Source organism: Rhodococcus sp. IEGM 1307 (genome assembly GCF_030056915.1).
In the GTDB taxonomy this organism is placed as follows: Bacteria; Actinomycetota; Actinomycetes; order Mycobacteriales; family Mycobacteriaceae; genus Rhodococcus_F; species Rhodococcus_F opacus_D.
In genome coordinates, this window is record NZ_JASHKW010000001.1 from 104,081 (window position 1) to 125,762 (window position 21,682).

The 21,682-nt window shown below is 66.7% G+C and carries 20 protein-coding genes; 11 read left to right on the forward strand and 9 right to left on the reverse strand.

All coding sequences use genetic code 11. The annotated features are described in order from the left end of the window. Window positions 1-49: 49 nt before the first annotated feature. Window positions 50-1,306, forward strand: a complete 1,257-nt coding sequence (locus tag QM841_RS00520; RefSeq protein WP_283330542.1) for an erythromycin esterase family protein — start codon at window positions 50-52, stop codon at window positions 1,304-1,306. A 10-nt stretch (window positions 1,307-1,316) separates the two neighbouring features. On the opposite strand, the gene QM841_RS00525 is transcribed toward QM841_RS00520, so the two are convergent. Genes QM841_RS00525 through QM841_RS00545 form a run of 5 tightly spaced genes read right to left on the reverse strand, consistent with a single transcriptional unit; the run spans window position 1,317 to window position 5,852 of the window. Continuing rightward, window positions 1,317-1,730, reverse strand: a complete 414-nt coding sequence (locus QM841_RS00525) for a nuclear transport factor 2 family protein (protein ID WP_283330543.1) — start codon at window positions 1,728-1,730, stop codon at window positions 1,317-1,319. 10 nt (window positions 1,731-1,740) lie between these two features. Beyond that, on the reverse strand, window positions 1,741-2,604 hold the full coding sequence (locus QM841_RS00530; protein ID WP_283330544.1) for a TIGR03619 family F420-dependent LLM class oxidoreductase: 864 nt from the start codon (window positions 2,602-2,604) through the stop codon (window positions 1,741-1,743). Between the two features lie 15 nt (window positions 2,605-2,619). Then, on the reverse strand, window positions 2,620-3,795 hold the full coding sequence (locus tag QM841_RS00535; protein ID WP_283330545.1) for a thiolase family protein: 1,176 nt from the start codon (window positions 3,793-3,795) through the stop codon (window positions 2,620-2,622). Next, a complete protein-coding gene (locus tag QM841_RS00540) occupies window positions 3,795-4,859 on the reverse strand; it encodes a thiolase family protein (RefSeq protein ID WP_005563778.1) in 1,065 nt (354 codons plus the stop codon). Before QM841_RS00540 ends, QM841_RS00535 begins: the two co-directional genes overlap by 1 nt. A 12-nt stretch (window positions 4,860-4,871) precedes the next feature. Continuing rightward, complete coding sequence (locus QM841_RS00545; protein ID WP_283330953.1) at window positions 4,872-5,852, reverse strand: Zn-ribbon domain-containing OB-fold protein; 981 nt, start codon at window positions 5,850-5,852, stop codon at window positions 4,872-4,874. A gap of 79 nt (window positions 5,853-5,931) precedes the next feature. Here QM841_RS00545 and QM841_RS00550 point away from each other — a divergent pair, with 79 nt between their 5' ends. Together QM841_RS00550 and QM841_RS00555 are read left to right on the forward strand one after the other, a co-directional pair. Next, window positions 5,932-6,969, forward strand: coding sequence for an LLM class F420-dependent oxidoreductase (locus tag QM841_RS00550; protein ID WP_283330546.1), 1,038 nt, complete (start codon window positions 5,932-5,934; stop codon window positions 6,967-6,969). Between the two features lie 181 nt (window positions 6,970-7,150). Further along, complete coding sequence (locus QM841_RS00555) at window positions 7,151-8,098, forward strand: hypothetical protein (RefSeq protein WP_283330547.1); 948 nt, start codon at window positions 7,151-7,153, stop codon at window positions 8,096-8,098. A 104-nt stretch (window positions 8,099-8,202) separates the two neighbouring features. Here QM841_RS00555 and QM841_RS00560 read toward each other — a convergent pair whose 3' ends face one another. Continuing rightward, window positions 8,203-9,027, reverse strand: coding sequence for a crotonase/enoyl-CoA hydratase family protein (locus QM841_RS00560; protein ID WP_283330548.1), 825 nt, complete (start codon window positions 9,025-9,027; stop codon window positions 8,203-8,205). A gap of 79 nt (window positions 9,028-9,106) precedes the next feature. Here QM841_RS00560 and QM841_RS00565 point away from each other — a divergent pair, with 79 nt between their 5' ends. Continuing rightward, window positions 9,107-10,759, forward strand: coding sequence for an acyl-CoA synthetase (locus tag QM841_RS00565; RefSeq protein WP_283330954.1), 1,653 nt, complete (start codon window positions 9,107-9,109; stop codon window positions 10,757-10,759). Beyond that, window positions 10,760-11,875: an NAD(P)H-dependent flavin oxidoreductase gene (locus QM841_RS00570; protein ID WP_005262901.1), complete on the forward strand. Its 1,116-nt coding sequence runs from the start codon at window positions 10,760-10,762 to the stop codon at window positions 11,873-11,875. A gap of 41 nt (window positions 11,876-11,916) precedes the next feature. Here QM841_RS00570 and QM841_RS00575 read toward each other — a convergent pair whose 3' ends face one another. The 3 genes from QM841_RS00575 to QM841_RS00585 are packed head-to-tail and all read right to left on the reverse strand — an operon-like array spanning window position 11,917 to window position 15,798. After that, complete coding sequence (locus tag QM841_RS00575; RefSeq protein WP_283330549.1) at window positions 11,917-13,488, reverse strand: long-chain-fatty-acid--CoA ligase; 1,572 nt, start codon at window positions 13,486-13,488, stop codon at window positions 11,917-11,919. After that, window positions 13,485-14,606 carry an acyl-CoA dehydrogenase family protein gene (locus QM841_RS00580; protein ID WP_283330550.1) on the reverse strand — a complete coding sequence of 374 codons (1,122 nt, stop codon included), beginning with the start codon at window positions 14,604-14,606 and terminating at the stop codon, window positions 13,485-13,487. The genes QM841_RS00575 and QM841_RS00580 overlap by 4 nt, the downstream gene beginning before the upstream one ends. A gap of 10 nt (window positions 14,607-14,616) precedes the next feature. Continuing rightward, window positions 14,617-15,798 carry an acyl-CoA dehydrogenase family protein gene (locus QM841_RS00585; RefSeq protein ID WP_054245864.1) on the reverse strand — a complete coding sequence of 394 codons (1,182 nt, stop codon included), beginning with the start codon at window positions 15,796-15,798 and terminating at the stop codon, window positions 14,617-14,619. Window positions 15,799-16,045: 247 nt separating this feature from the next. Between QM841_RS00585 and QM841_RS00590 the strand changes: the two genes are divergently transcribed. The 6 genes from QM841_RS00590 (at window position 16,046) to QM841_RS00615 (ending at window position 21,680) form a co-directional block, all read left to right on the forward strand. Next, window positions 16,046-16,237 carry a ferredoxin gene (locus QM841_RS00590; protein ID WP_283330551.1) on the forward strand — a complete coding sequence of 64 codons (192 nt, stop codon included), beginning with the start codon at window positions 16,046-16,048 and terminating at the stop codon, window positions 16,235-16,237. Between the two features lie 103 nt (window positions 16,238-16,340). Next, the gene (locus QM841_RS00595; RefSeq protein ID WP_283330552.1) at window positions 16,341-17,258 is read left to right on the forward strand and encodes a 3-oxoacyl-ACP reductase; all 918 of its coding nucleotides are present in this window, start codon (window positions 16,341-16,343) and stop codon (window positions 17,256-17,258) included. A 578-nt stretch (window positions 17,259-17,836) separates the two neighbouring features. Then, the gene (locus tag QM841_RS00600; RefSeq protein ID WP_016884001.1) at window positions 17,837-18,601 is read left to right on the forward strand and encodes an MlaE family ABC transporter permease; all 765 of its coding nucleotides are present in this window, start codon (window positions 17,837-17,839) and stop codon (window positions 18,599-18,601) included. 20 nt (window positions 18,602-18,621) lie between these two features. Then, window positions 18,622-19,473 (forward strand): MlaE family ABC transporter permease, encoded by an 852-nt coding sequence (locus QM841_RS00605; protein ID WP_005244538.1) that lies wholly within the window; start codon window positions 18,622-18,624, stop codon window positions 19,471-19,473. 12 nt (window positions 19,474-19,485) lie between these two features. Beyond that, window positions 19,486-20,661 carry an MCE family protein gene (locus QM841_RS00610; RefSeq protein ID WP_009477765.1) on the forward strand — a complete coding sequence of 392 codons (1,176 nt, stop codon included), beginning with the start codon at window positions 19,486-19,488 and terminating at the stop codon, window positions 20,659-20,661. Next, on the forward strand, window positions 20,658-21,680 hold the full coding sequence (locus tag QM841_RS00615) for an MCE family protein (protein ID WP_005562660.1): 1,023 nt from the start codon (window positions 20,658-20,660) through the stop codon (window positions 21,678-21,680). Before QM841_RS00610 ends, QM841_RS00615 begins: the two co-directional genes overlap by 4 nt. Window positions 21,681-21,682 lie beyond the last annotated feature (2 nt).

Here is a 21,682-nt window from a genome sequence, read left to right on the forward strand (position 1 = left end):
CGCTGTTCTCTTTCGCCGGCGTGGTGTCCGAGGGAAAGCGGGAGCCACCATGACTGTGCGGTCCGTCGTCGAAGAGGCGGGCGCCGCGTTCTCGGAGCCGGGAGACCCGACCGTCACCGCTGCCCTCGGCGCATTCCTCCGTCGCCTGGACCCTGCGCCCCGCCTCCTCGGGTTCGGCGAGCCCATGCACGGGGAGGAGAGTTTTCTGCAGCTCCGCAATCAGATGTTCCGGTTCCTCGTCGAACACGAGGGCTATCGCTCCATCGCGATCGAAAGCAGTTGCTTGAAAGGGATACTCGTCGACTCGTTCGTGCGGGGTGCGGACCACCTGCCGCTCGACGACGTCATGGAGCACGGTTTCAGTCACGGCTTCGGTGAGTCCAGGGCGAACCGCGACCTGGTCGGATGGATGGCCGAATACAACCGTCGGCACGATCCGGGCGAGCAACTAAGGTTCTTCGGATTCGACGGCCCCATCGAGATGACGTCCGCGGACAGCCCGAGGCAGGCCCTGACCTTCCTCGACACCTACCTGCGGACCCACCTCGACGAGCAGGATCTGCCCTGCGCTCCGGACCGGATCTCCGCACTGATCGGCGACGACGACCGCTGGAGCAACCCGGCCGTCGCCATGGACCCGACCCAGGCCGTCGGCGCCACCCCCGAGGCCGCCGAGTTGCGTCTCATCGCCGACGACCTGATGACGCTACTCGCGTCGCAGGCGCCTCACCTCGTCGCCGAAGGCACGCGGGACGAATTGTGGGAGGCCGAGCTTCACGGTCGCGTCGCCACCCGCCTGCTCAGCTATCACGCAGGAATGGCGGAGAACTCTCCACGCCGCATCACAAGGCTCCTGGGAATCCGCGACACCCTCATGGCGGACAACCTGTCCGCGCTGGTGCAGCGGGAGGCCGACCGAGGCCCGACATTCGTCTTCGCTCACAACGGCCATCTGTCGAAAGGGCAAACCCACTGGGATCTCGCCGGACTGCATCTGCACTGGTGGTGCGCCGGTGCCCACCTGGGCCTGCGGCTCGGCGATGCCTACACGGTCATCGGTGGGGCCGTCGGGGAGGCGCCCGGCCACGGCATCGGGACGCCGCCACCCGACACCGTCGAGGGCCGGCTGTTCGCCGTGGGGGAGAGCTGTCTCGTGCCGGCCGCGCCGGTGGCCCGCAGGATCGGAGACGTGGAGAAGCGTGCCGACCCGTCGGGCAACTCCACGTACTTCCCGCTGGACCCCGCGGGCCTCGGCGAACTCGACGCGATCCTCTTCGTCCGGCACATCGACGACGCCGGCACGTGATTGGGGGCGTTCAGGTCTTGCGCAGTGTCTTCATCGCCCGCTCGACCTCCCAGAAGGCCCGCAGGGACGTGATCTTGCCGTCCTCGTTCACGCGGTAGATGAACACGCCCTCGGCGTCGATCTGCGATCCCGCCACCGTGGACCGGATGGTCCCGATGTTCACGTTCTCATTCCCGCACACCAGTGAGTCGGTGATGAGGAACTCGAGCGATTCGGTGGTCGCGATCGTCATGTCGTAGAACCGGGAGATCGCGTCGAGGCCGCGGTGACCCTTGCCTTCCGGGTCGAAACCCGAAGGGCCGACCGGGTCTTCGACAACCGCTTCCTCGGCGAACAGGGCCAGCCACTCGTCCTTGCGCCTGCCGCTGGCCGCCTCGCGGGACGCCTGCCCGGCGAGGCGGGCGGGATGGTCCGTCGTCGTCATGTCCACACCCCTATCCGATGTACTGGTCGGCGAACTTGCGCAACGAGTCCTGCTTGGCCTCGAGCGGTCCGTCGAAGCCGATGCCGTCGAAAACCCACGGGACGACGATCGTGTCGGTCACTCCGGCGTCCGCCAATTCGGCGTAGCCGTCCTTGCCGAATCGGTCGATGCACACGGTCTGGATCTCGTAGGGCAGATCGGCTCGGCCATACTCCTCCCGGAGTTCCCGCAATCGCGCGATGACCTGAACGAGATCGTCGAACTTGATCATCGCGGACGTCCAGCCGTCGCCCACCCGGGCGGCGCGTCGCAGCGCGACGTCGGTGTGTCCGCCGACGTAGAACGGCACCGGCTTCGTCGGCGCCGGGCTCATCTGTAGCCGGTCGAAGTCGAAGAATTCGCCGTGGTACTCGACCATGCCGCCGCCGAGGATCAGCTTGATGACGTCGATCATCTCGTCGACGCGCGCACCGCGCTTCTTGTACGGCACGCCGCACCATTCGAACTCCTCCGGTGCCCAGCCGATCCCGACGCCGAACCCGAAACGGTTGCCGATGAGGTTGGCGACGGAACCCACCTGGCGGGCGAGGAGTACCGGGTTGCGGGATCCCAGTTTGAGGACCTGGGTGTAGAACTCGATCTTCGACGTCACCGCGCCCATGGCGGCCGCCGCGATCAGCGGATCCACCCACGGGGTTTCCTCGTTCCACATCCGCGAGCCGTCCGGTGTGTACGGGTAGTCGGCGCTCTGCTTCTCCATGAAGAACAGTGAGTCAGGGAGGGCGATGGACGAGAACCCGCACTCCTCGGCTGTTTTCGCCAGAGCAGGCAGTTGGTCGAGGGGATTCATGGCGATGCCGACGGTGAACTTCATGGTGATGTCCCGCTCCTAATTGTTCGGCCGGTCGGAACCGACCACCCACATCGAGAAGTACTGCGAACCGCCGCCGTAGGCGTGGCCGAGTGCCTTGCGCGCGTCCTTCACCTGATGGTCGCCGGCGCGGTGCATGACCTGCATCGCCGACTCGGCGAACCGGATCATGCCCGAGGCGCCGATGGGATTGGACGACAGGACGCCGCCGGACGCGTTGAGCGGAAGCCGGCCGCCGATCGCGGTCTCGCCCGCCTCGGTGAGTTTCCAGCCCTCACCCTCGGAGACGAAGCCCAGATTCTCGAGCCACATCGGTTCGAACCAGGAGAAGGGGACGTAGATTTCGGCCACGTCGATCTCGTCGAGCGGGTCCTTGATGCCCGCGGCCTTCCACAGCGCGGCCGCGGCGTCCCGGCCGGCCTGCGGATTCACCTGGTCTCGTCCCGCGAACGTGGTGGGCTCGGTGCGCATCGCGGTGGCGTGGATCCAGGCCACCTCACGACCGTCCGCAATGACCTGCTCGGCCGCCTCCTCGTTGCCGATCACCATCGCGCAGGCGCCGTCCGATGACGGACACGTCTCGTCGTAGCGGATGGGATCCCACAGCATCTGCGAGGCCTGTACGGATTCGAGCGTGATGTCGGGTTGCTTGAGGTGGGCGTACGGGTTGAGGCTGCCGTTCAGCCGGTCCTTCACCGCCACCATCGCGCCGATGTGATCGGGTGCGCCCGACCGCCGGATGTACGAGCGGACGTGCGGGGCGAAGTAGCCGCCCGCGCCAGCGCCGACCGGCATGTGGAACGGAATGGGGGTGGACAGCGCCCACATGGCGTTCGACTCGGACTGCTTCTCCCACGCCACCGTCAGCACCCGCTTGTGCACCCCCGACTTCACGAGGCTCGACGCCACCACCGCGGTCGAACCGCCGACCGAGCCTGCGGTGTGCACACGCAGGAGTGGTTTGCCGTTGGCGCCCAGCGCATCCGACATCGCGAGCTCCGGCATCATCGACCCCTCGAAGAGGTCGGGGGCCTTCCCGATCACGACCGCGTCGATGTCGTCCCAGCCCACTCGGGCGTCGTCCATCGCACGGTCGATCGCCTCGCGAACCAGCCCCGCCATGGACACGTCGTGCCGCTTCGCCACGTAATGCGTCTGACCGGTGCCGAGCACCGCGGCCAATTGATTCGCCATCAGTTGCGTCCCTCCAAGACTGCGACCAGATTCTGTTGCAGCACAGCACCACTCGTAGCATGCGCCAGCGTGCGCCCGGCGTTGCCGTCCATGATGGCCTTGGCTGCGTAACCTATGCGTTCCAGACCCGCCGAGAACATCGGATTCCCGCTCAGCGGGCCGCCCGACGGGTTGATCGCCGTCGCATCGGACAGTCCGATGGCCTCGCGGAGGATCAATTCCTGATGGGTGAACGGCCCGTGCAGTTCGGCCACGTCGATTCCGCCGACATCCCCTCCGGTCGCAGCGCGGGCGGACGCCGTCGTCGACGGCGAGACCGTCAGGTCGCGGGCGCCGAAGTTCGGGGAATCGATCCGATGCTCGATCCCGGTGATCCACGCAGGCCGCTCGCACAGCTCACGGGCACGATCGCCCGCGGCGAGCACGACAGCGGCGGCGCCGTCCGTGATCGGTGCGCAGTCATGGGCACGCAACGGGTCCGCGACGAACGGGCTGGCGAGCAGCGCGTTGATGTCGACGTGCCCCGACAACTGGGTATTCGGATTGCTCTCCGCGGCGGCCCGGCTACGTGCGGCCACGGCCGCCATCTCCTCGGCCGTCCACTTCCCGGCATCGAGTCCGAGGCGGGCCTGCAGTCCGGCCAGCGACACGGAGTCGAGCGCGAGCGGGGTGACCAGGTAGGGGTCGAGTTGCATCGACAGGATCTTGCGGAGGTTGCCCGCCGACGACTTCCCGAAGCCGTAGACGAGGGCGGTGTCGACCTCGCCGGTCATGATCTTGATCCAGGCCTCGTAGAACGCCCACGCCGCATCCATCTCGACGTGCGACTCGTTGATCGGCGGCACCGCACCGATCGAGTCGACAGCGGAGATGAAGGAGAACGAACGGCCGGCCAGGTAGTCCGACGATCCCGAACACCAGAAACCGATGTCGGACTTGGTGATTCCGAGCTCCTCGTACAGCTGCTGGAAGCAGGGAACCAGCATCTCGACGCCGTTGGTGGTGCCGGTGGTCTCGCGCACGTGAGGTGCGTGCGCGAACCCGACGACTGCGATATCTGTCATTGTGCCGCGCCCTTACAGGTGGTGTTTGTAGGTGTCGTACTCGGCGTCGGGCTCACCCGTCGGCCTGAAGTACTCGATGTTCTCGAGGGTGTAACCCCACTCCTCGCGCGGCTTCCACTTGGCCTCCACGCGCATGCCCATCCGCACGTCGGCGGCGTCGCAGTCGAGGATCAGATGCAGGAACGCGATGTCCGCGCCGTCGAGCAGCACGTAGGCGGCGACGTACGGCGGCTTGATCCGCTGTCCGAGGAACGGGACGTTCACGATGCAGAACGTGGTGACGATGCCCCTGTCCGGCAGTTCCACCTGCTCCTTCGTCGGGATGCCGTCGGTGGGGTTGGCGCTGCGCGGCGGGATGTACACCTTGCCGTCCGGCCCGGTGCGACCACCGATCAGCTTGCCCGCCTTCAACCCTCGGAGGTAGTAGCTCTCCTCGGCGGAGGCGGAGTGCATGTAGTCGAGATCGATCGGCGTCGTGACCATCGTGACCGGTTCCGACTCCGCAGACGGTCCGGCTTCGCCGGTCGACTCCCCGGGCTCGAAGCACACGATGTCCTGGATGCGCCCGACCCGCTCCTGCGCCCACCGTGCCCGAACCCGCATACCCGTGCTCATTGCGGCGGGGGAGCCGACGTCCACAGCATGCACCAGTGACGTGTCGGCGCCGTCCAGCGTGATCAGCGCCCACGCGAACGGCGTGGTGAGTGGCTGTCCGGCAATCGGTTCCGGCATCCACGTCCAGCTCACCACGGTCCCGGCGTCGGAGACCCCGACGAAGTCGGTGAGAGGTTCGGCGGTGTTCGGGTCGAATTCGGGCGGTGGCACGTAGACGCGTCCGTCCGAGCCGCGGGCGCCGATGACCTTGCGGTCGCGCAGCGCGGTCACGAAGGCTCCGATGGTCGGACCCACCGATCGGGTGTAGTCGAATTGAAGTTTCAGCGGGGCGCTCAACGGTTCGTTCGAGAATTTTTCGGCCACCGCGCTCTTTCCCATGCTCACAACTTCGAGTAGAACAGGTTCTAGTGTTTGTGGCAAGGGTCACTTCTGACGACGGTCGATGCGGAGGCACACGATGAAGCTCGGGTTGCAACTGGGATACTGGGGCGCACAGCCGCCGGCGAATGTCCCGGAGTTGATCGCCGCGGCCGAAGCCGAGGGATTCGACGCCGTCTTCGCCGCCGAATCGTGGGGATCCGACGCCTTCACCCCCCTCGCCTGGTGGGGTTCGAGCACCGAACGCGTCCGTCTGGGCACGTCCGTCGTGCAGATCTCCGCGCGCACACCCACCAGCACCGCCATGCACGCACTCACCCTCGACCACCTCAGCGGCGGCCGGGCGATCCTCGGGCTCGGCGTGTCCGGGCCGCAGGTCGTCGAAGGGTGGTACGGGCAGCCGTTCACGAAGCCGCTCGCCCGCACCCGCGAATACGTCTCCATCATCCGGAAAGTCCTGTCGCGGGAGGAACCCGTCACCAGCGACGGCCCGCACTTCCCGCTGCCCTACACCGGGCCCGGCAGCACCGGACTCGGGAAACCGCTCAAGCCGATCACCCACCCGTTGCGTGCCGACATCCCCATCTGGCTCGGCGCCGAAGGTCCGAAGAACGTCGCGCTCACCGCCGAGATCGCCGACGGCTGGCTCGCCATCTACTACTCGCCGCGCCTCGCACCCATGTACAACGAATGGCTCGACGAGGGTTTCGCCCGCACCGGCGCCCGTCGCAGCCGCGAAGACTTCGAAGTCGCGGCCACCTGTCAGGTGATCGTCACCGACGACCGCGCCGCCGCCATCGCCGGACTCAAACCGATCACCGCCCTGTACGTCGGCGGCATGGGTGCCCCCGAACTGAACTTCCACGCCCAGGTCTACACCCGCATGGGCTACGGCGAGCAGGTCGAGGAAATCGGGCGTCTCTTCCGCGCCGGCCGCAAAGACGAAGCGGCCGCCGTCGTCCCCGACGAGATGGTCACCGAGACCATGATCATCGGCAACGTCGACGAAGTCCGCGCCGACGTCAAACGCTGGGCCGACGCCGGCGTCACCATGCTCCTCGTCTCCTGCCGCGACGCCGACCACGTCCGCGAACTGTCCGCGGCGGTCCTCGGCTGACCTCCCCCTTCCTCCTCCCGCCGCTCCCTTTCCTCCTCCCGCCGCTCCCTTCCGGACGAACGGGACGCTCGTTGCGTCAGATCGAACGAGCGTCCCGTTCGTTCGAGGGGGGAAGGTGAGTTATCCACAGGCGCGCAGATTCGGCCTGTCGTGACGGGCGGACCGCTGGCAGCATGAGCTGATGCGACGGGGGATTTGGGGACAGCGGCCGGAGTTGCTCGATCAGGTGGGAGTGGCCGGCGTCGTCCGGGCGTCGGACCTGGAACGTCTCGGTCTGGCTCGATCGACGATCTCTGCGCGATGCCGGTCCGGTGGGCCGTGGCAGCGGCTTCTGCCGGGAATCGTTCTACTCCAGAACGGGCAGCCGTCGTTCCAGCACCGAGTGCTCGCAGCTCGTCTGTTCTGCGGTCGCGACTCGCTCGTCACAGGACGCTCGGCACTGCGGTGCCACGGCTTCGGGAGCTACTCCGGTGACGTGGACGTGCTCGTCGCAGTCGATCGCCGCGTGCAGTCGACGGGCTTCATCAAGGTCGAGCGCACGTCGCGCATGCCCGACGCCGACGTGCGCGGAGATGTCGCGTGCGCACCGTTGCCGAGGGCACTGCTCGACGCGGCGCGCAGGTGCACGACCGTCGACGCGGCGCGGGCAACGATCGCGGAAGTCGTCCAGCGCGGAGCGGTCACCGCGGAAGAACTCGTCGTCGAACTCGAGGCGGGCAGTGGTCGCGGATCCGCGATCCCCCGGATCGTGCTGCGGGAAATGACGGCCAACGTCCACTCCGTCTCCGAGGCGCATGCGCGTCGGTTGTGGCTGCGCAGTGGGCTTCCCGAGATGATGTTCAACAGGAAGATCGCCGATGTCGGCGGACGGTTCATCGCGATGCCGGACGGTTGGATCGACGAGGTCGCGTTCGCCTGGGACATCGACTCGCTCGATTGGCACCTTGCGCCTCAGCAGTACAAGCACACGGTGGAGCGTCGGACGCGGATGCAGAACGCCGGCATCATCGTGCTGCCGACACTGCCGAGCGCTGTTCGTGATCAGCCGGAGCGGGTGATCGCCGACCTCCGGGCCCACTTCGAGCTCGCCGCGTCGCGTCCGAGGCCGAATGTTCGGATGCTGCCCTAGCCGCGCCTAGCCGCGCCTAGCCGGGCCTGGACGAACGGGACGCTCGTTCGATCTGACGCAACGAGCGTCCCGTTCGTCCGGAAAGGGGAGGGGACCGCCCGGGGTCAGCGGCCCTCGAATTTCGGCGCGCGCTTTTCGGAGAAGGCGCGGGGGCCTTCCTTCGCGTCGGCGCTCTTGAAGACCTCGGTGCCGAGGGCGGCGTCGACTTGAAATGCCTCCTCCTCGTGCATGCCTTCGGTGTCCCGGATGGTCTTCAGGATCGCCTGGACGGCGAGGGGTCCGTTGGCGGAGATGAGGTCGGCGAGTTCGAGGGCCTTGTCGAGGGCCTGACCGTCGGGGACGACGTGTCCGATGAGGCCGATCTCCTTGGCCTCGGGGGCCTTGATGTGACGTCCGGTCAGCAGGATCTCCGCGGCGACGGTGTACGGGATCTGCCGGACGAGGCGCACGGCGGAGCCGCCGAGGGGGAAGAGTCCCCATTTGGCTTCGGAGACACCGAATTTGGCGCTCTCCCCGGCGACCCGGATGTCGGTGCCCTGCAGGATTTCGGTGCCGCCGGCGATGGCGGGACCCTCGACTGCGGCGATGAGGGGCTTGGTGAGGCGCCGTCCCTTGAGGAGCGCCTCGATCTTCGACAGGTCCCAGCCGCCGCCCGAGAACGAGTCGCCGGGGTGCTGCGACGTCATGGCCTTGAGGTCGGCGCCCGCGCAGAATGCGCCGCCTGCGCCGGTGAGGATGGCGACCCGGATGTCCGGGTCGGAGTCGACCTGATCCCACGCGTCCCGCATGATCGCCATCATTTCGCCGGACAGCGCGTTCTTCGCCTCGGGGCGGTTCATCGTGACGATGAGGACGTGCCCGCGCTTCTCCACGAGGCAGTGCGGCGACTGTGCCGAAATGTCGGATTTCTCGGTCGTTGTAGAGGACACTGAAGTCTCCCGAAGGGTGTGTGAGCTGGCTCTCAAATTGGGTCTTGCCAGAAACGGTAACACGTTCTACTTTGTTGACGTGGCCCTTAATATCGCAGACCTCGTAGAGCACGCAATCGACCTCGTTCCGGACCGCGTCGCGTTGGTGTCCGACGACCGGGAAGTGACGTACGCGCAGATGGAGGAGAGGGCCAATCGCCTCGGCCACTACCTGCGCGAACAGGGTGTCCAGCCCGGCGACAAAGTGGGCATCTACTGCCGGAACACGATCGAGGCGATCGAGGCCATGGTGGCGGTCTTCAAGATCCGTGCCGTGATGGTGAACGTCAACTACCGGTACATCGAGAACGAGTTGCAATATATCTTCGACAATTCGGACATGGTCGCGCTCGTTCACGAGCGCCGCTACTCCGACAAGGTGGCGAGCGTGCTCCCCGAGACGCCGCTCCTGAAGACCACCGTCGTGGTCGAGGACGGCACCGATCTCGACTACGAGGGCATCGAATACGAGGCCGCACTGGCGCAGGGTTCCCCCGACCGCGACTTCGGCGAGCGCACTGGCGACGACCTGTACATGCTCTACACCGGTGGCACCACCGGCAAACCCAAGGGCGTCATGTGGCGTCACGAGGACGTCTGGCGGGTGCTCGGCGGCGGCATCAACTTCATGACCGGTGAATACGTCGAGGACGAGTGGGACCTCGCGAAGCTGGGCGCCGAGAGCCCCGGCATGACCCGCTTCCCGATCCCGCCGATGATCCACGGCGGCAGCCAGTGGGCGGTGTTCCAGAGTCTGTTCGGCGGCGGAAAGTGCGTGATGCACCCCGAATTCGACGGCCACGACGTGTGGCGGATCGTCGATCAGCACAAGGTCAACCTCATCTTCATCACCGGCGACGCGATGGCACGACCGATGCTCGACGCGCTGGTGGAGGGCGACAAGGCGAGCGGCGAGCCGTACGACCTGTCGTCGCTGTTCCTGATGGCGAGTTCGGCGGCGCTGTTCTCGCCCAGCATCAAGGAGAAGTACCTCGAACTGCTGCCCAACCGGATGATCACCGACTCCATCGGTTCGTCCGAGACCGGTTTCGGCGGCCTCAGCGTGGTCGCGAAGGGTGACTCGCACGGCGGCGGCCCGACGGTGAAGATCGACGCGTCCACCTCCGTCCTCGGCGAGGACGGCAACCCGGTCGAACCCGGCTCCGGCGTGATCGGCATCCTGGCGCGCAAGGGGCACATCCCCATCGGCTACTACAAGGACGAAGAGAAGACCAAAGCCACGTTCAAGGAGATCAACGGCATCCGCTACTCCATCCCCGGCGACTTCGCGCAGGTGGAGGCGGACGGCACGGTGACGATGCTCGGCCGCGGGTCGGTGTCCATCAACAGCGGCGGCGAGAAGATCTTCCCCGAGGAGGTCGAGGGCGCGCTCAAGTCGCATCCGGACGTTTTCGACGCCATCGTGGTCGGCATCCCCGACGAACGGTTCGGCCAGCGGGTCGCCGCCGTCATCCAGGCCCGAGGCGGGGCGCGCCCGAGCCTGCACGAGATCGCCGACGCGGCACGCAAGGAGATTGCCGGATACAAGGTTCCGCGCAGCCTCTGGTTTGTCGACGAGATCAAGCGCTCGCCGGCGGGTAAGCCCGACTACCGCTGGGCCAAGGAACAGACCGAGACCCGACCGGCCGACGACCACAACGGCAACGGCTCGCCCGAAAGCAAAGGCGCGTAAATGCACACCAGTTTGAGCGAGAAGTTCGGCATCGAGTACCCGGTCTTCGGGTTCACTCCCTCCGAGCACGTGGCCGCGGCGATCTCCCGGGCCGGCGGTCTGGGTGTGCTCGGTTGCGTCCGGTTCAACGACCCCGAGGAACTCGAGGCCGTCCTGTCGTGGATGGACGAGAACACCGACGGCAAGCCGTACGGTGTCGACATCGTGATGCCTGCGAAGGTTCCCACCGAGGGCACATCGGTGGACCTCGAGTCGCTGATCCCCGCGGAACACCGCGCGTTCGTCGACCGGACCCTGGCCGAGCTGGGCGTGCCGCCATTGGATTCGGGCGCCGAACACGCGACCGGTGTGCTCGGGTGGCTGCACTCGGTGGCGCGTTCGCATGTGGACGTCGCGCTGAACCATCGAATTGCCCTGATCGCCAACGCTCTCGGTTCGCCGCCGAAGGATGTCATCGACCAGGCCCACGAGAAGGGCGTTCCGGTGGCCGCGCTGGCCGGCGCCGTGGAGCACGCGCGCAGGCACGTCGCGAACGGTGTCGACATCGTCATCGCGCAGGGGTACGAGGCCGGTGGGCACACCGGTGAGATCGCGTCGATGGTGCTGGTTCCCGAGATCGTCGATGCCATCGGTGATTCCGCCGCGGTCCTCGCGGCCGGTGGTATCGGCAGCGGACGTCAGGTCGCTGCTGCGCTGTCGCTGGGGGCGGCGGGGGTGTGGATGGGGTCGTACTGGCTCACCACCTCCGAGTACAAACTCGGCAGCGCGTCGTCCGAGGGGCCGTCGGCGATCCAGCGCGCCCTGCTCGGTGCGACGTCCGCCGACACGGTGCGGTCCCGGATCTACTCGGGCAAGCCCGCGCGCCTGCTCAAGACCAAGTGGACCGACGCCTGGTCGAAGCCGGATGCACCGGCGCCGCTGCCGATGCCGCTGCAGAATCTGCTGGTCAGCGAGGCACATCAGCGGATCGCCGCGTCGGAGAACCCGGATGTCGTCGCGATGCCGGTGGGACAGATCGTCGGCCGGATGAACGAGATCCGTCCGGTGGCCGAGGTGATGGACGAACTCGTCAAGGGCTTCGACTCGGCGGTGTCCCGCCTCGACAGCTTCCGATAGCCGATGTGAGTGGCAAAGTATGCGTCAGCACACTTTGCCACTCACCTGGGGGAGTAGCCGGTTCCCTCGCGGACCCACACCGGATCGGTGCACTCGGCGGCCTCGGCGCTCAATACGCGGGTGAGGACCTTGAACGTGGCGGTCCGCGGGAACTCGGCACACACCCGGATCAGACTCGGGCGCTGCTTCGGACCAAGGTCGGACTGCGCGTCGAGGAAGCGTGTGAAGGCCACGGGATCGAAGTCACGCGTCGGGACGACGGCCGCCATCACCCGGTCCCCGACGTCGGGATCGGGCACCGCGTACACCGACACCTGGGCGAAGCCGTCGTACCGCATCAGGATGCGTTCGATGGGCGCCGAACCGATGTTCTCGCCGTCGACGCGCAACCATCCGGAACTGCGTCCCGCGAAGTACACGAACCCGTCGGCGTCCCGGTAGGCGAGGTCGCCGCTCCAGTACTTGCCGTCGCGGATCCGCTCGGCGTCGGCCTCGGGATTGTTGTAGTAGCCCGCGAACGCCCCCGATCCGGCGACGTTGACGAGTTCGCCGGTCGCGGCCTCGGCATTGAGCACCCGGCCGGCGGAATCGAATTCGGCCGGGGGACAGGGGTTGCCGGTCTCGGGGTCGAGGATCGCGATGCCCTCGGGGAGCTTGCCCAGAGAACCTGCCGGCGCCTCGGGGCTGCCGGAGATGGCGACACCGCCCTCGGTGGAGCCGAATCCGTCGACCACCGCGGTGCCGAAGCGGCGCGCGAACGCCGCGACCGCGGGCGCGGACCCCTCGTTGCCGTACATCACCCGAAGGGTGTTGTCGGCGTCATCGGACATTTCCGGGGTAGCCAGCACATACGACAGCGGCTTTCCGACGTAGTTGGCGTACGTGACGCCGAATTTCCGCACGTCGGACAGGAAGTTCGACGCGGAGAACTTGCGCCGCAATGCAATCGAGCTGTGTCCCGCGAGCGCCACGGACCACGCCGCCATCATGGCGTTGGAATGGAACATGGGCATCGACATGTAGACGACGTCGTCCGGGGTCAGGCCGAAGCGTTCGGCGAGCATGATGCCGGGGCCGGTGATCTTCGCGTGGGTGCAGCGCACCGCCTTCGGATCGCCGCTCGTGCCCGACGTGAAGATGAGCATGAACAGGTCTTCGGCCGCGGCGGCCCTCGGCGTGAATTCGGGGCGCTCGCCGGCGAGCAGGGCATACCAGTCCGGTGAATCCACGTTGACGACGGGAACGCAGGGGTCGAGACCGTCCAGCAGCGCGGACCGCCCGGATTCGGTGAAGACCACCTGGCAGTCGGCCAGCGCGATGTCGCGGGCCAGTGCCGCCCCGCGTCGAGTGGTGTTGAGCCCCACGAGGACGGCGCCGGACAGCGCCGCCGCTCCGGCGAGGAGCGAGAACTCGGGGACGTTGTCCATCAGCACACCGAAGTGCCGGGGCCGCTGTGCATCGAGCAGGTCGTCGAGGACAGCCGCGCGCCGCAGGCTCGCGCGTACGTGTTCGGACCACGACAGGAACCGGTCCTCGAAGTACAGGCCCTGGGCGTCGGACTTCGAGACGCCCAGGAGCAGGTCCGATACCGTGCGCGCAAGCGTGGCGGTCATGCCGGGACGGTGGCCAGTTCGGCGCCGAGGATCCGCAACTGCTGCGTGGCCGAACCGAGCCGGAATTCGAGTGCCTTGGCCGCGAGGAAGTACCGATGCACGGGGTGGTCCTCGTCGAGTCCGACGCCACCGTGGACGTGGACGAGGGTATGGGCCACCCGGTGTCCGGCGTCGGACGCCCAGAAGTTGGCGGTCTGGATGTCGCCTTCGCTGGGCAGGCCCTCGCTGAGCCGCCACGCCGCCTGCCACAGCGTGAGCCGGACGCCCTTCACGTCGATGTAGCCGTCGGCGAGTCGCTGGGCCACGGCCTGGAAACTGCCGATGGGCCGACCGAACTGCACCCGCTCGCGGGCGTAGGCCGCAGTGAGTTTGAGGGCTTCGTCGAGGACGCCGTACTGGTACGCGCAGGCGCCGAGCGAGCCGCGCTCGACGAGCCAGTCCACGATCTCGCCGCCCTGGTCGGCGGCGCCGAGCACGCGGTCCTCGGCCAGCGACACTCCGTGGAGGGTCACCTCACCGGTGCTGGCCAGGTCGACGGTCTGCTGGCGGGTGACGGTCACTCCGGCGTCGTCGGGGCGGACGAGGAAGACGGCTACACCGTCCGGGGTAGTTGCCGGGACCAGGAAGAGGTCGGCGGACGGCGCCGCGTCGACGACGATCTTGGTGCCGTCGAGGGTCCAGCCGTCCGCGCCGCGTTCGGCACGCGTGACGGGCGCACCCGGAGTGTCGTTGAGTTCCTCGTCGAGGGCGACGGTGAGGATCTTCTCTCCACGCGCTGCCGGAGTACCCCAGTCGGAACGCTGTCGTTCGGTTCCGAACTTCGCGATCGCCCCTGCCGCCATCACGATCGACGACAGATAGGGCACCGGCGCGACGGCGCGGCCCAGTTCGACGAGGATGCTGCACTGCTCGAGGACGCCGAAACCGTCGCCGCCCACCGACTCCGGCAGCGCGGCGCTCAGGACACCGGACGACGCGAGCGCGGACCACAGGCGGCGATCGAGGCGGTCCTCCGCGTTGTCGAGTTCGCGCAGCCGGTCGTTGGTGACGAGGTCCGAGACGATTCCTCGGGTGAGGCCGGCCAGGTCCTGCTGGGCCTCGGTGGGGGTGAAGTCCATTGTCGTAGTCCTAACGCTTCGCGGGGGGCAGGCCGAGGGCGGTCATGGCGATGATGTCGCGCTGCACCTCGTTTGTTCCGCCGCCGAACGTGAGGATCAGCGACGACCGGTGCATCCGTTCGAGTCGCCCGCGGAGCAGGACCCCGGGGGAGTTCTGCCGCAGCGTGGCCGAAGGTCCGAGGATCTCCATCAGCAGCCGGTACGCCTCCGTGGCGAACTCCGTGCCGTAGACCTTGTTGGCCGACGCCGCCTCCGGGCCCGGCGCGTGGTCGGTGGACGAGGCGATCTCCCAGTTCATCAACTTGAGGTACTCGGCCTTGGCGTGGACCCGGGCCAGATTGATCTGCACCCATTCCTGGTCGATGACGCGGCGCCCGTCCGGCAACTTGGTGTTCTGCGCCCATTCGCGCACTTCACGCTGGGCGGTGAGGACCGGCCCGGCGGAGGTCAGGGCGACGCGCTCGTGGTTGAGCTGATTGGTGATCAGTGCCCAGCCGCCGTGTTCGGGGCCGACCAGCGCGGACGACGGAACCCGAACGTCCTGGTAGTAGGTGGCGCTCGTGTCCGGACCCGCCATCGTGTGGACCGGGGTGTACGAGAAGCCGTCGGCGGTGGTCGGGACGATCAGCATGCTGATGCCCTTGTGCTTCTTGGCTTCGGGATCGGTGCGGCACGCCAGCCACACGTAATCGGCGTAGGCGATCAGGCTCGTCCACATCTTCTGGCCGTTGATGACGTAGTCGTCGCCGTCCTTGACGGCGGTGGTCCGGAGGCTGGCGAGGTCGGTGCCCGCTTCGGGCTCGGAGTAGCCGATGGAGAAGTGCAGTTCGCCGGCCGAGATCTTGGGCAGGAAGAACGCCTTCTGCTCGGGGGTGCCGAAGTGCATGATCGTCGGCGCCACCGAGTTGATGGTGAGGAAGGGGACCGGGGCGCCGGCGATGGCGGCCTCGTCCGTGAAGATCAGCTGCTCCATGGCCGACCGTTCCTGGCCGCCGTACTCCTTGGGCCACCCGAGCGTCAGCCAGCCGTCCTTGCCCATCTGAGCGACGACGTCGCGGTAGACGTTGCCCTCGCCGTATTCGCCGGTGGTGGCGGCCAGTGCCTCTCGACGCTCCGGCGTCATCAGCTTCGCGAAGTACGCGCGCAGCTCTTCCCGCAGCTGCTGCTGCTGCGGTGTGTAGGTGATGTGCATCGAAATACCTCTCCAGTCCGAGAGCGGAAGCAGCTGAAATCTGGCACAGGTTCCAGTCTCTGCGGTGCATTCGCGGAGTCGGCCCCGGCCGGCCCCGGAGCGTGCCCGGTAGGCGTGCTCGCAGTCGTGGAACGAATCATTGCACACGACTGGAACAGGTTCTAGTGTTATCGCAGGAACGGAGTGCGCCGCAGCCCGGCGGCACCCGGATCCGCGAGTGACGAGACGAGGAGAAGTGAGGGTTGCCATGGAGGTCAGAGTCGATTTCGACCGTTGCGAGGCCAATGGTGTGTGCGTGGGGATCGCACCCGACATCTTCGAGCTCGACGACGACGATCAGCTGCACATTTCGAGTGCCGTTCCTCCCGCTGACCGGGAGGAATACGTGCGTACGGCGATCGCCCAGTGTCCGAGGGCCGCGCTCACCGAGCACCCCTGAGGATTGTTGCCCGGAATGAGAACACGTTCTACAGTGACGTCGACCTACCGCCGTGTCGTGTTCGCGACCTGCGGCGAGTGCACAGAACCAGGAGAGCGTGTTCATGAATGCTGTGGCTGACCGCGATGTGAACGTGGACGGCAAGGTCGCCGTCGTGACCGGCGCCGGATCCGGCCTCGGGAAGTACGAGGCGATCGCACTGGCCCGCGCGGGTGCGTCCGTCGTCGTCAACGACCTGGTTGCGAACGACGTCGTGGAGGCCACGCTCGAGGAGATCCGGGGCCTGGGCGCGAAGGTCGAGTTCGTGGCCGGCGACATCGGGGAACGGTCCACCGCCGACGCGATCATGGAGGCGGCGCAGAGCCGGCTCGGCAGCCTCGACATCCTGGTGAACAATGCGGGCATCACGCGGGATCGCATGCTGTTCAACATGTCCGACGAGGACTGGGACCTGGTGCTGAAGGTTCATCTGCGCGGCCACTTCCTGCTGTGCCGCGCAGCCGCGTCGTACTGGCGGGGCAAGTCCAAGGAGGCCGGTGCGCCCGTATACGGGCGCATCATCAACACCTCGTCCGAGGCGGGACTGCTCGGCCCCGAGGGGCAGGCGAACTACGGCGCCGCCAAAGCAGGCATCACGGCGCTCACGCTGTCGGCGGCCCGTGGGCTGTCCCGGTACGGCGTCCGAGCCAACGCGATCTGCCCCCGCGCCCGCACGTCGATGACGGAGAACGTCTTCGGAGAGGCGCCGGCCGAGGGGGTCGACCCGTTGTCGCCCGAGCATGTGGCCGCGCTCGTCGCGTACCTCGCATCGCCCGCCGCCGACTCCGTGAACGGCCAGGTCTTCGTCGTCTACGGCCCGATGGTGGCGTTGATGGCGGCACCGGTCGTGGAGCGGCGTTTCGACGCCGCGGACGGTCGGTGGACACCCGGCGCGCTCGCGGCGGAGCTCGGGAACTACTTCGGGGATCGGGATCCTGCCGCGATGTTCTCGGCCTCCGCGGCGCTACGCGAACTGGGCTGATCTGCGTCCTGGGGCCGAAGAACCGACACGAAGGTTGTTTCCGTATCGTTTCCGCAGGTAATGCCCCCGCGATGGGCGATACTGAAGGCAACTGAAGAGCGGCGGAACGGGGGGCCGGGTGACCGTGGAGGGTGTTCGAGTGGTGTGCCGGATATGACTAGATCGTGTTCTAGTTCTGCTGTCGTCGAGCAGTTCGATCGAGCGTGCCCGGCCGGTCCGGCGACTCCCGGGGCCTGCCTCCTCACGCGGTCGCCCGGAACCGAGGCCGGCGACGATTTCGACGGTCGTCGGTACGTGACGAAATTCGCTCAAAGTTCTTGTGCTATAACCTCTTAAGTCCACGCCTCGGCCTTCTCGCTCGGCGCGAATCGTCGGATCCGATCGGGCGGAGACACGCCCGGCGTTTCGGTCGAATTCGGCCCTCGGGACGTGCTGAATGTGGGACGATTCATGCTGATGAGCGACCACCTTTGACAGGTGAACACGTTCTAGTTAATATGACCTGAGTCACAGACCGCTGGGGGGCTGGGCTCGAACTGACAGTCGGTGCTGGGCGAGATCATGGACGAGGAGGACGGATGGTAGACCTCCTCGAGGTGCCGTTGCGTGCGGTCGGCGGGTTCTTCACGATGTCGGGCGAAACGTTGAGGGCAGTCTTTTCGAGGCCCTTCCAGCGTCGCGAGTTCGTGGACCAGGCGTGGTTCGTCGCCCGGGTCTCGATGGTGCCCACCGTGCTGGTGGCCATCCCGTTCACCGTCCTGGTGAGCTTCACGATCAACATCCTCCTCCGCGAGATCGGCGCCGCCGACCTCAGTGGCGCCGGCGCCGCTCTCGGCACCGTCACCCAGGTCGGCCCCATCGTCACCGTGCTCATCGTGGCGGGTGCAGGCGCCACCGCCATCTGCGCAGACCTCTCCGCCCGCACCATCCGCGAAGAGATCGACGCGATGCGGGTGCTGGGCATCAATCCGATCCACCGCCTGGTCGTGCCACGAGTGCTGGCGTCGACCGCCGTGGCGCTCCTGCTCAACGGGCTGGTCTGCACCATCGGCATCCTCGGCGGCTTCGTCTTCTCGGTCTACATCCAGGACGTCAACCCGGGTGCGTTCGTCAACGGCATCACCCTGCTCACCGGATTCGGGGAGCTCGTGATCTCGGAAGTCAAAGCCGGTCTGTTCGGCATGATCGCCGGTCTCGTCGCCGCCTACCTCGGCCTGAACGTCAGGGGTGGCGCGAAGAGCGTCGGTGACGCCGTCAACCAGACCGTCGTGTTCTCGTTCATGGCCCTGTTCGTGGTCAACGTTCTCGTCACCGCCGTCGGCATCAAGCTGACGGCAGGGTGATCGACATGGTGGTGGAGTAGATGGCACTAGCGGCGGCCGGGCGCTTTCCCCGAACTCGCAAACGGTTCGCGTCGGCGTCCCGCTCGATCGACCGGCTCGGTGAGCAGGCGCTGTTCTTCGCGCGTGCCATCGGATGGGCTCCCCGCGCCCTGATGCACTACCCGAAGGAGACGCTGCGGCTCATCGCCGAGATCAGCATGGGCACGGGTGCGCTCGCGGTAATCGGCGGAACGGTCGTCATCGTCGGCTTCCTGACCCTGTTCACCGGCGGCACCATCGCGGTACAGGGCTACAGCTCGCTCGGCAACATCGGCGTCGAGGCCCTCACCGGCTTCTTCGCGGCCTTCATCAACGTGCGTATCGCGGCGCCGGTCATCGCGGGCATCGGGCTGGCGGCCACCATCGGCGCCGGCTCCACCGCCCAGCTCGGCGCCATGCGCGTCTCGGAGGAGATCGACGCGCTGGAGACGATGGCGATCCCGTCGATCCCGTACCTGGTCAGCACACGTGTGATGGCGGGGATGATCGCCATCATCCCGCTGTACGCCCTGGCGGTGATCGCGTCGTTCATGGCCAGCCGGTTCGCGACGGTGGTGCTGTACGACCAGTCGTCCGGCGTGTACGACCACTACTTCTCGACGTTCTTGATACCCACGGACATCCTGTGGTCGTTCGCCCAGGCCATCGTCATGGCGATCGCGATCATGCTCATCCACACCTACTACGGTTTCAACGCCTCGGGCGGTCCGGTCGGCGTCGGTGTGGCCGTCGGCAACGCGGTGCGCTCCTCGCTGATCGCCGTCGTCACCGTCACCCTGCTCATCTCGCTCGCCATCTACGGCGGGTCCGGCAACTTCAACCTTTCGGGATAGGAGTGCCGGTAGATGACTGATTCGGGTGGGAAGAAGAAGCTCGCGGCACTCGTCCTCGTGGTGAGTCTTCTCGCGATCATCGGTGTGTCACTGGCCATGTTCAACGGAACCTTCAGCGAGACCACGCCCGTCACCGTCACGTCGGATCGCTCCGGGCTGGTGATGGAACCCGACGCCAAGGTCAAGCTCCTCGGTGTCGAGGTCGGCCGTGTCGGCTCCATCGAACACGTAACGGACGGCGCCGAGCTGAAACTGGCGATGTATCCCGACATGATGTCGCTGATTCCGTCCAACGCCACCGTGGAGATCAAGTCCACCACCGTGTTCGGCGCCAAGTACGTCAACTTCGTGATGCCGGACAACCCGTCGTCCACCCCTCTTCAGGCAGGGGACGTGATCGCGTCCGACAACGTCACCGTCGAGTTCAACACGGTCTTCCAGCACCTGTCCGACGTGCTGGCCCAGGTACAGCCGGAGAAGCTCAACGCCACCCTCGGGGCCATCTCGTCGGCGCTGCGCGGGCGGGGTGAGGAACTCGGCGCCCTGCTCGAGCAGAGCGACAGCTACCTGGCGAAGATGAATCCGAGTCTGCCTCAGCTGCAGGAAGATTTCGCGAAGGCCGCGCAGGTCACCGACGTGTACGCCGACACCGCACCGGATCTGCTGCGAGTGCTCGACAACGCGACGGCCACCAGCGGCACGGTCGTCGACGAACAGGACAACCTGGATGCCGTGCTGCTCAACGTCACCGGGCTGGCCGACACGGCCAACACCGTACTGACCGAGAACGAGCAGAACCTGAACTCCTCCCTCGACCTGTTGCTCCCGACGACGGATCTGCTGGCCGAGTACTCGCCCGAGATCTCCTGCTTCATCGTCGGCCTGAACAATGTGATCCCCCTCGCCGAACAGCTCATCGGTGGCAATCAGCCGGGCATCGCGCTGAGCGCCAGCTTCATGTACGGGCAGGAGCCGTACACCTATCCGAAGGACCTGCCGAAAGTGAATGCGACAGGTGGGCCGAACTGCCACGGTCTTCCCAATCCTGATCTCAGCAAGCATGCGAACTTCGTCGTGGCCGACACCGGAACGGTGCCGTTCGTGCCGTCGACGGAAGTCCAGGTGCACCTGCCCAAGGTGTTCCAGCTGCTGTTCGCGGGTGTGTACCCCGGGCAGGGTGGGCAGTGACTGTGCGAGCGACCACGGTCAAGCTGTTGATCTTCGCGACGGTGATGTCGGTGATCTTCGCCGGACTCGCCCTGGTGTTCAGCCAGTATCGGTTCAGCAGCTCCGACGGCTACCATGCCACGTTCACGGACGTGTCCGGCCTCAAGCCCGGCGACAAGGTGCGCATCGCTGGCGTTCCGGTCGGAGCCGTCGAGAAGGTGAGCATCGACGACGACAATCTCGCCGACGTCGACTTCACCGTCGACACCAAGTACTCGCTGTTCGACGGGACCAAGGCCACGGTGCGGTACGAGAACCTCGTCGGCGACCGGTACATGGAACTTCTCGAAGGCGCCGGATCGGTGGAACCCCTGCCGGACGGCGGATCCATCCCCGTCGAGAACACTTCTCCCGCACTCGATCTCGACCTTCTGCTGGGTGGGTTCAAACCGTTGCTGCGGGCACTGGACCCGCAGCAGGTCAACGATCTGTCCCAGGCGCTGGTCCAGGTGTTCCAGGGGCAGGGCGGAACCCTCGTCTCGCTCCTCGGCAGCACGAGTTCGTTCACGAACACCCTCGCCGACCGGGACCAGTTGATCGGTGAGGTGATCACGAACCTCAACCAGGTGCTCGGCACCATCAACGACCGCGGCGATCAGTTCCGGTCGACGCTCGACCAGTTGCAGCAGTTGGTCAGCGGGCTGTCCCAGGACCGCGATCAGATCGGTGACGCCATTCCCCGCATCGCGGGGGCGACGGGGGATCTCGCGAATCTGCTCGAAGGTGTGCGGCCACCGTTGCAGAGCACGATCGCCGAGGCCAATCGCACTGCAACTCAGCTCCAGGCGGGGGAGGACGACCTCGACTGGGTTCTCCAGAATCTGCCCGACGCCTACCGGCGGCTCATCCGCATCGGCACGTACGGCAGCTTCTTCCAGATGTACGTCTGCACGGTCAAGTTCAAGTTCTCCGGCCCGGACGGATCGGATCTGCTCCTCAATATGCCGGGCGGTCAGACGGCAGGGAGGTGTGCACCGTAGCC

Coding starts and splice junctions, on each gene's coding strand:
- QM841_RS00585 (WP_054245864.1), bottom strand. CDS start 15,798: ATGCACATCACCTACACACCGCAGCAGCAGCAGCTGCGGGAAGAGCTG.
- QM841_RS00570 (WP_005262901.1), top strand. CDS start 10,760: ATGCACACCAGTTTGAGCGAGAAGTTCGGCATCGAGTACCCGGTCTTC.
- QM841_RS00590 (WP_283330551.1), top strand. CDS start 16,046: ATGGAGGTCAGAGTCGATTTCGACCGTTGCGAGGCCAATGGTGTGTGC.
- QM841_RS00525 (WP_283330543.1), bottom strand. CDS start 1,730: ATGACGACGACGGACCATCCCGCCCGCCTCGCCGGGCAGGCGTCCCGC.
- QM841_RS00600 (WP_016884001.1), top strand. CDS start 17,837: ATGGTAGACCTCCTCGAGGTGCCGTTGCGTGCGGTCGGCGGGTTCTTC.
- QM841_RS00535 (WP_283330545.1), bottom strand. CDS start 3,795: ATGGCGAATCAATTGGCCGCGGTGCTCGGCACCGGTCAGACGCATTAC.
- QM841_RS00580 (WP_283330550.1), bottom strand. CDS start 14,606: ATGGACTTCACCCCCACCGAGGCCCAGCAGGACCTGGCCGGCCTCACC.
- QM841_RS00605 (WP_005244538.1), top strand. CDS start 18,622: ATGGCACTAGCGGCGGCCGGGCGCTTTCCCCGAACTCGCAAACGGTTC.
- QM841_RS00575 (WP_283330549.1), bottom strand. CDS start 13,488: ATGACCGCCACGCTTGCGCGCACGGTATCGGACCTGCTCCTGGGCGTC.
- QM841_RS00545 (WP_283330953.1), bottom strand. CDS start 5,852: ATGGGAAAGAGCGCGGTGGCCGAAAAATTCTCGAACGAACCGTTGAGC.
- QM841_RS00530 (WP_283330544.1), bottom strand. CDS start 2,604: ATGAAGTTCACCGTCGGCATCGCCATGAATCCCCTCGACCAACTGCCT.
- QM841_RS00540 (WP_005563778.1), bottom strand. CDS start 4,859: ATGACAGATATCGCAGTCGTCGGGTTCGCGCACGCACCTCACGTGCGC.
- QM841_RS00520 (WP_283330542.1), top strand. CDS start 50: ATGACTGTGCGGTCCGTCGTCGAAGAGGCGGGCGCCGCGTTCTCGGAG.
- QM841_RS00595 (WP_283330552.1), top strand. CDS start 16,341: ATGAATGCTGTGGCTGACCGCGATGTGAACGTGGACGGCAAGGTCGCC.
- QM841_RS00610 (WP_009477765.1), top strand. CDS start 19,486: ATGACTGATTCGGGTGGGAAGAAGAAGCTCGCGGCACTCGTCCTCGTG.
- QM841_RS00550 (WP_283330546.1), top strand. CDS start 5,932: ATGAAGCTCGGGTTGCAACTGGGATACTGGGGCGCACAGCCGCCGGCG.
- QM841_RS00555 (WP_283330547.1), top strand. CDS start 7,151: ATGCGACGGGGGATTTGGGGACAGCGGCCGGAGTTGCTCGATCAGGTG.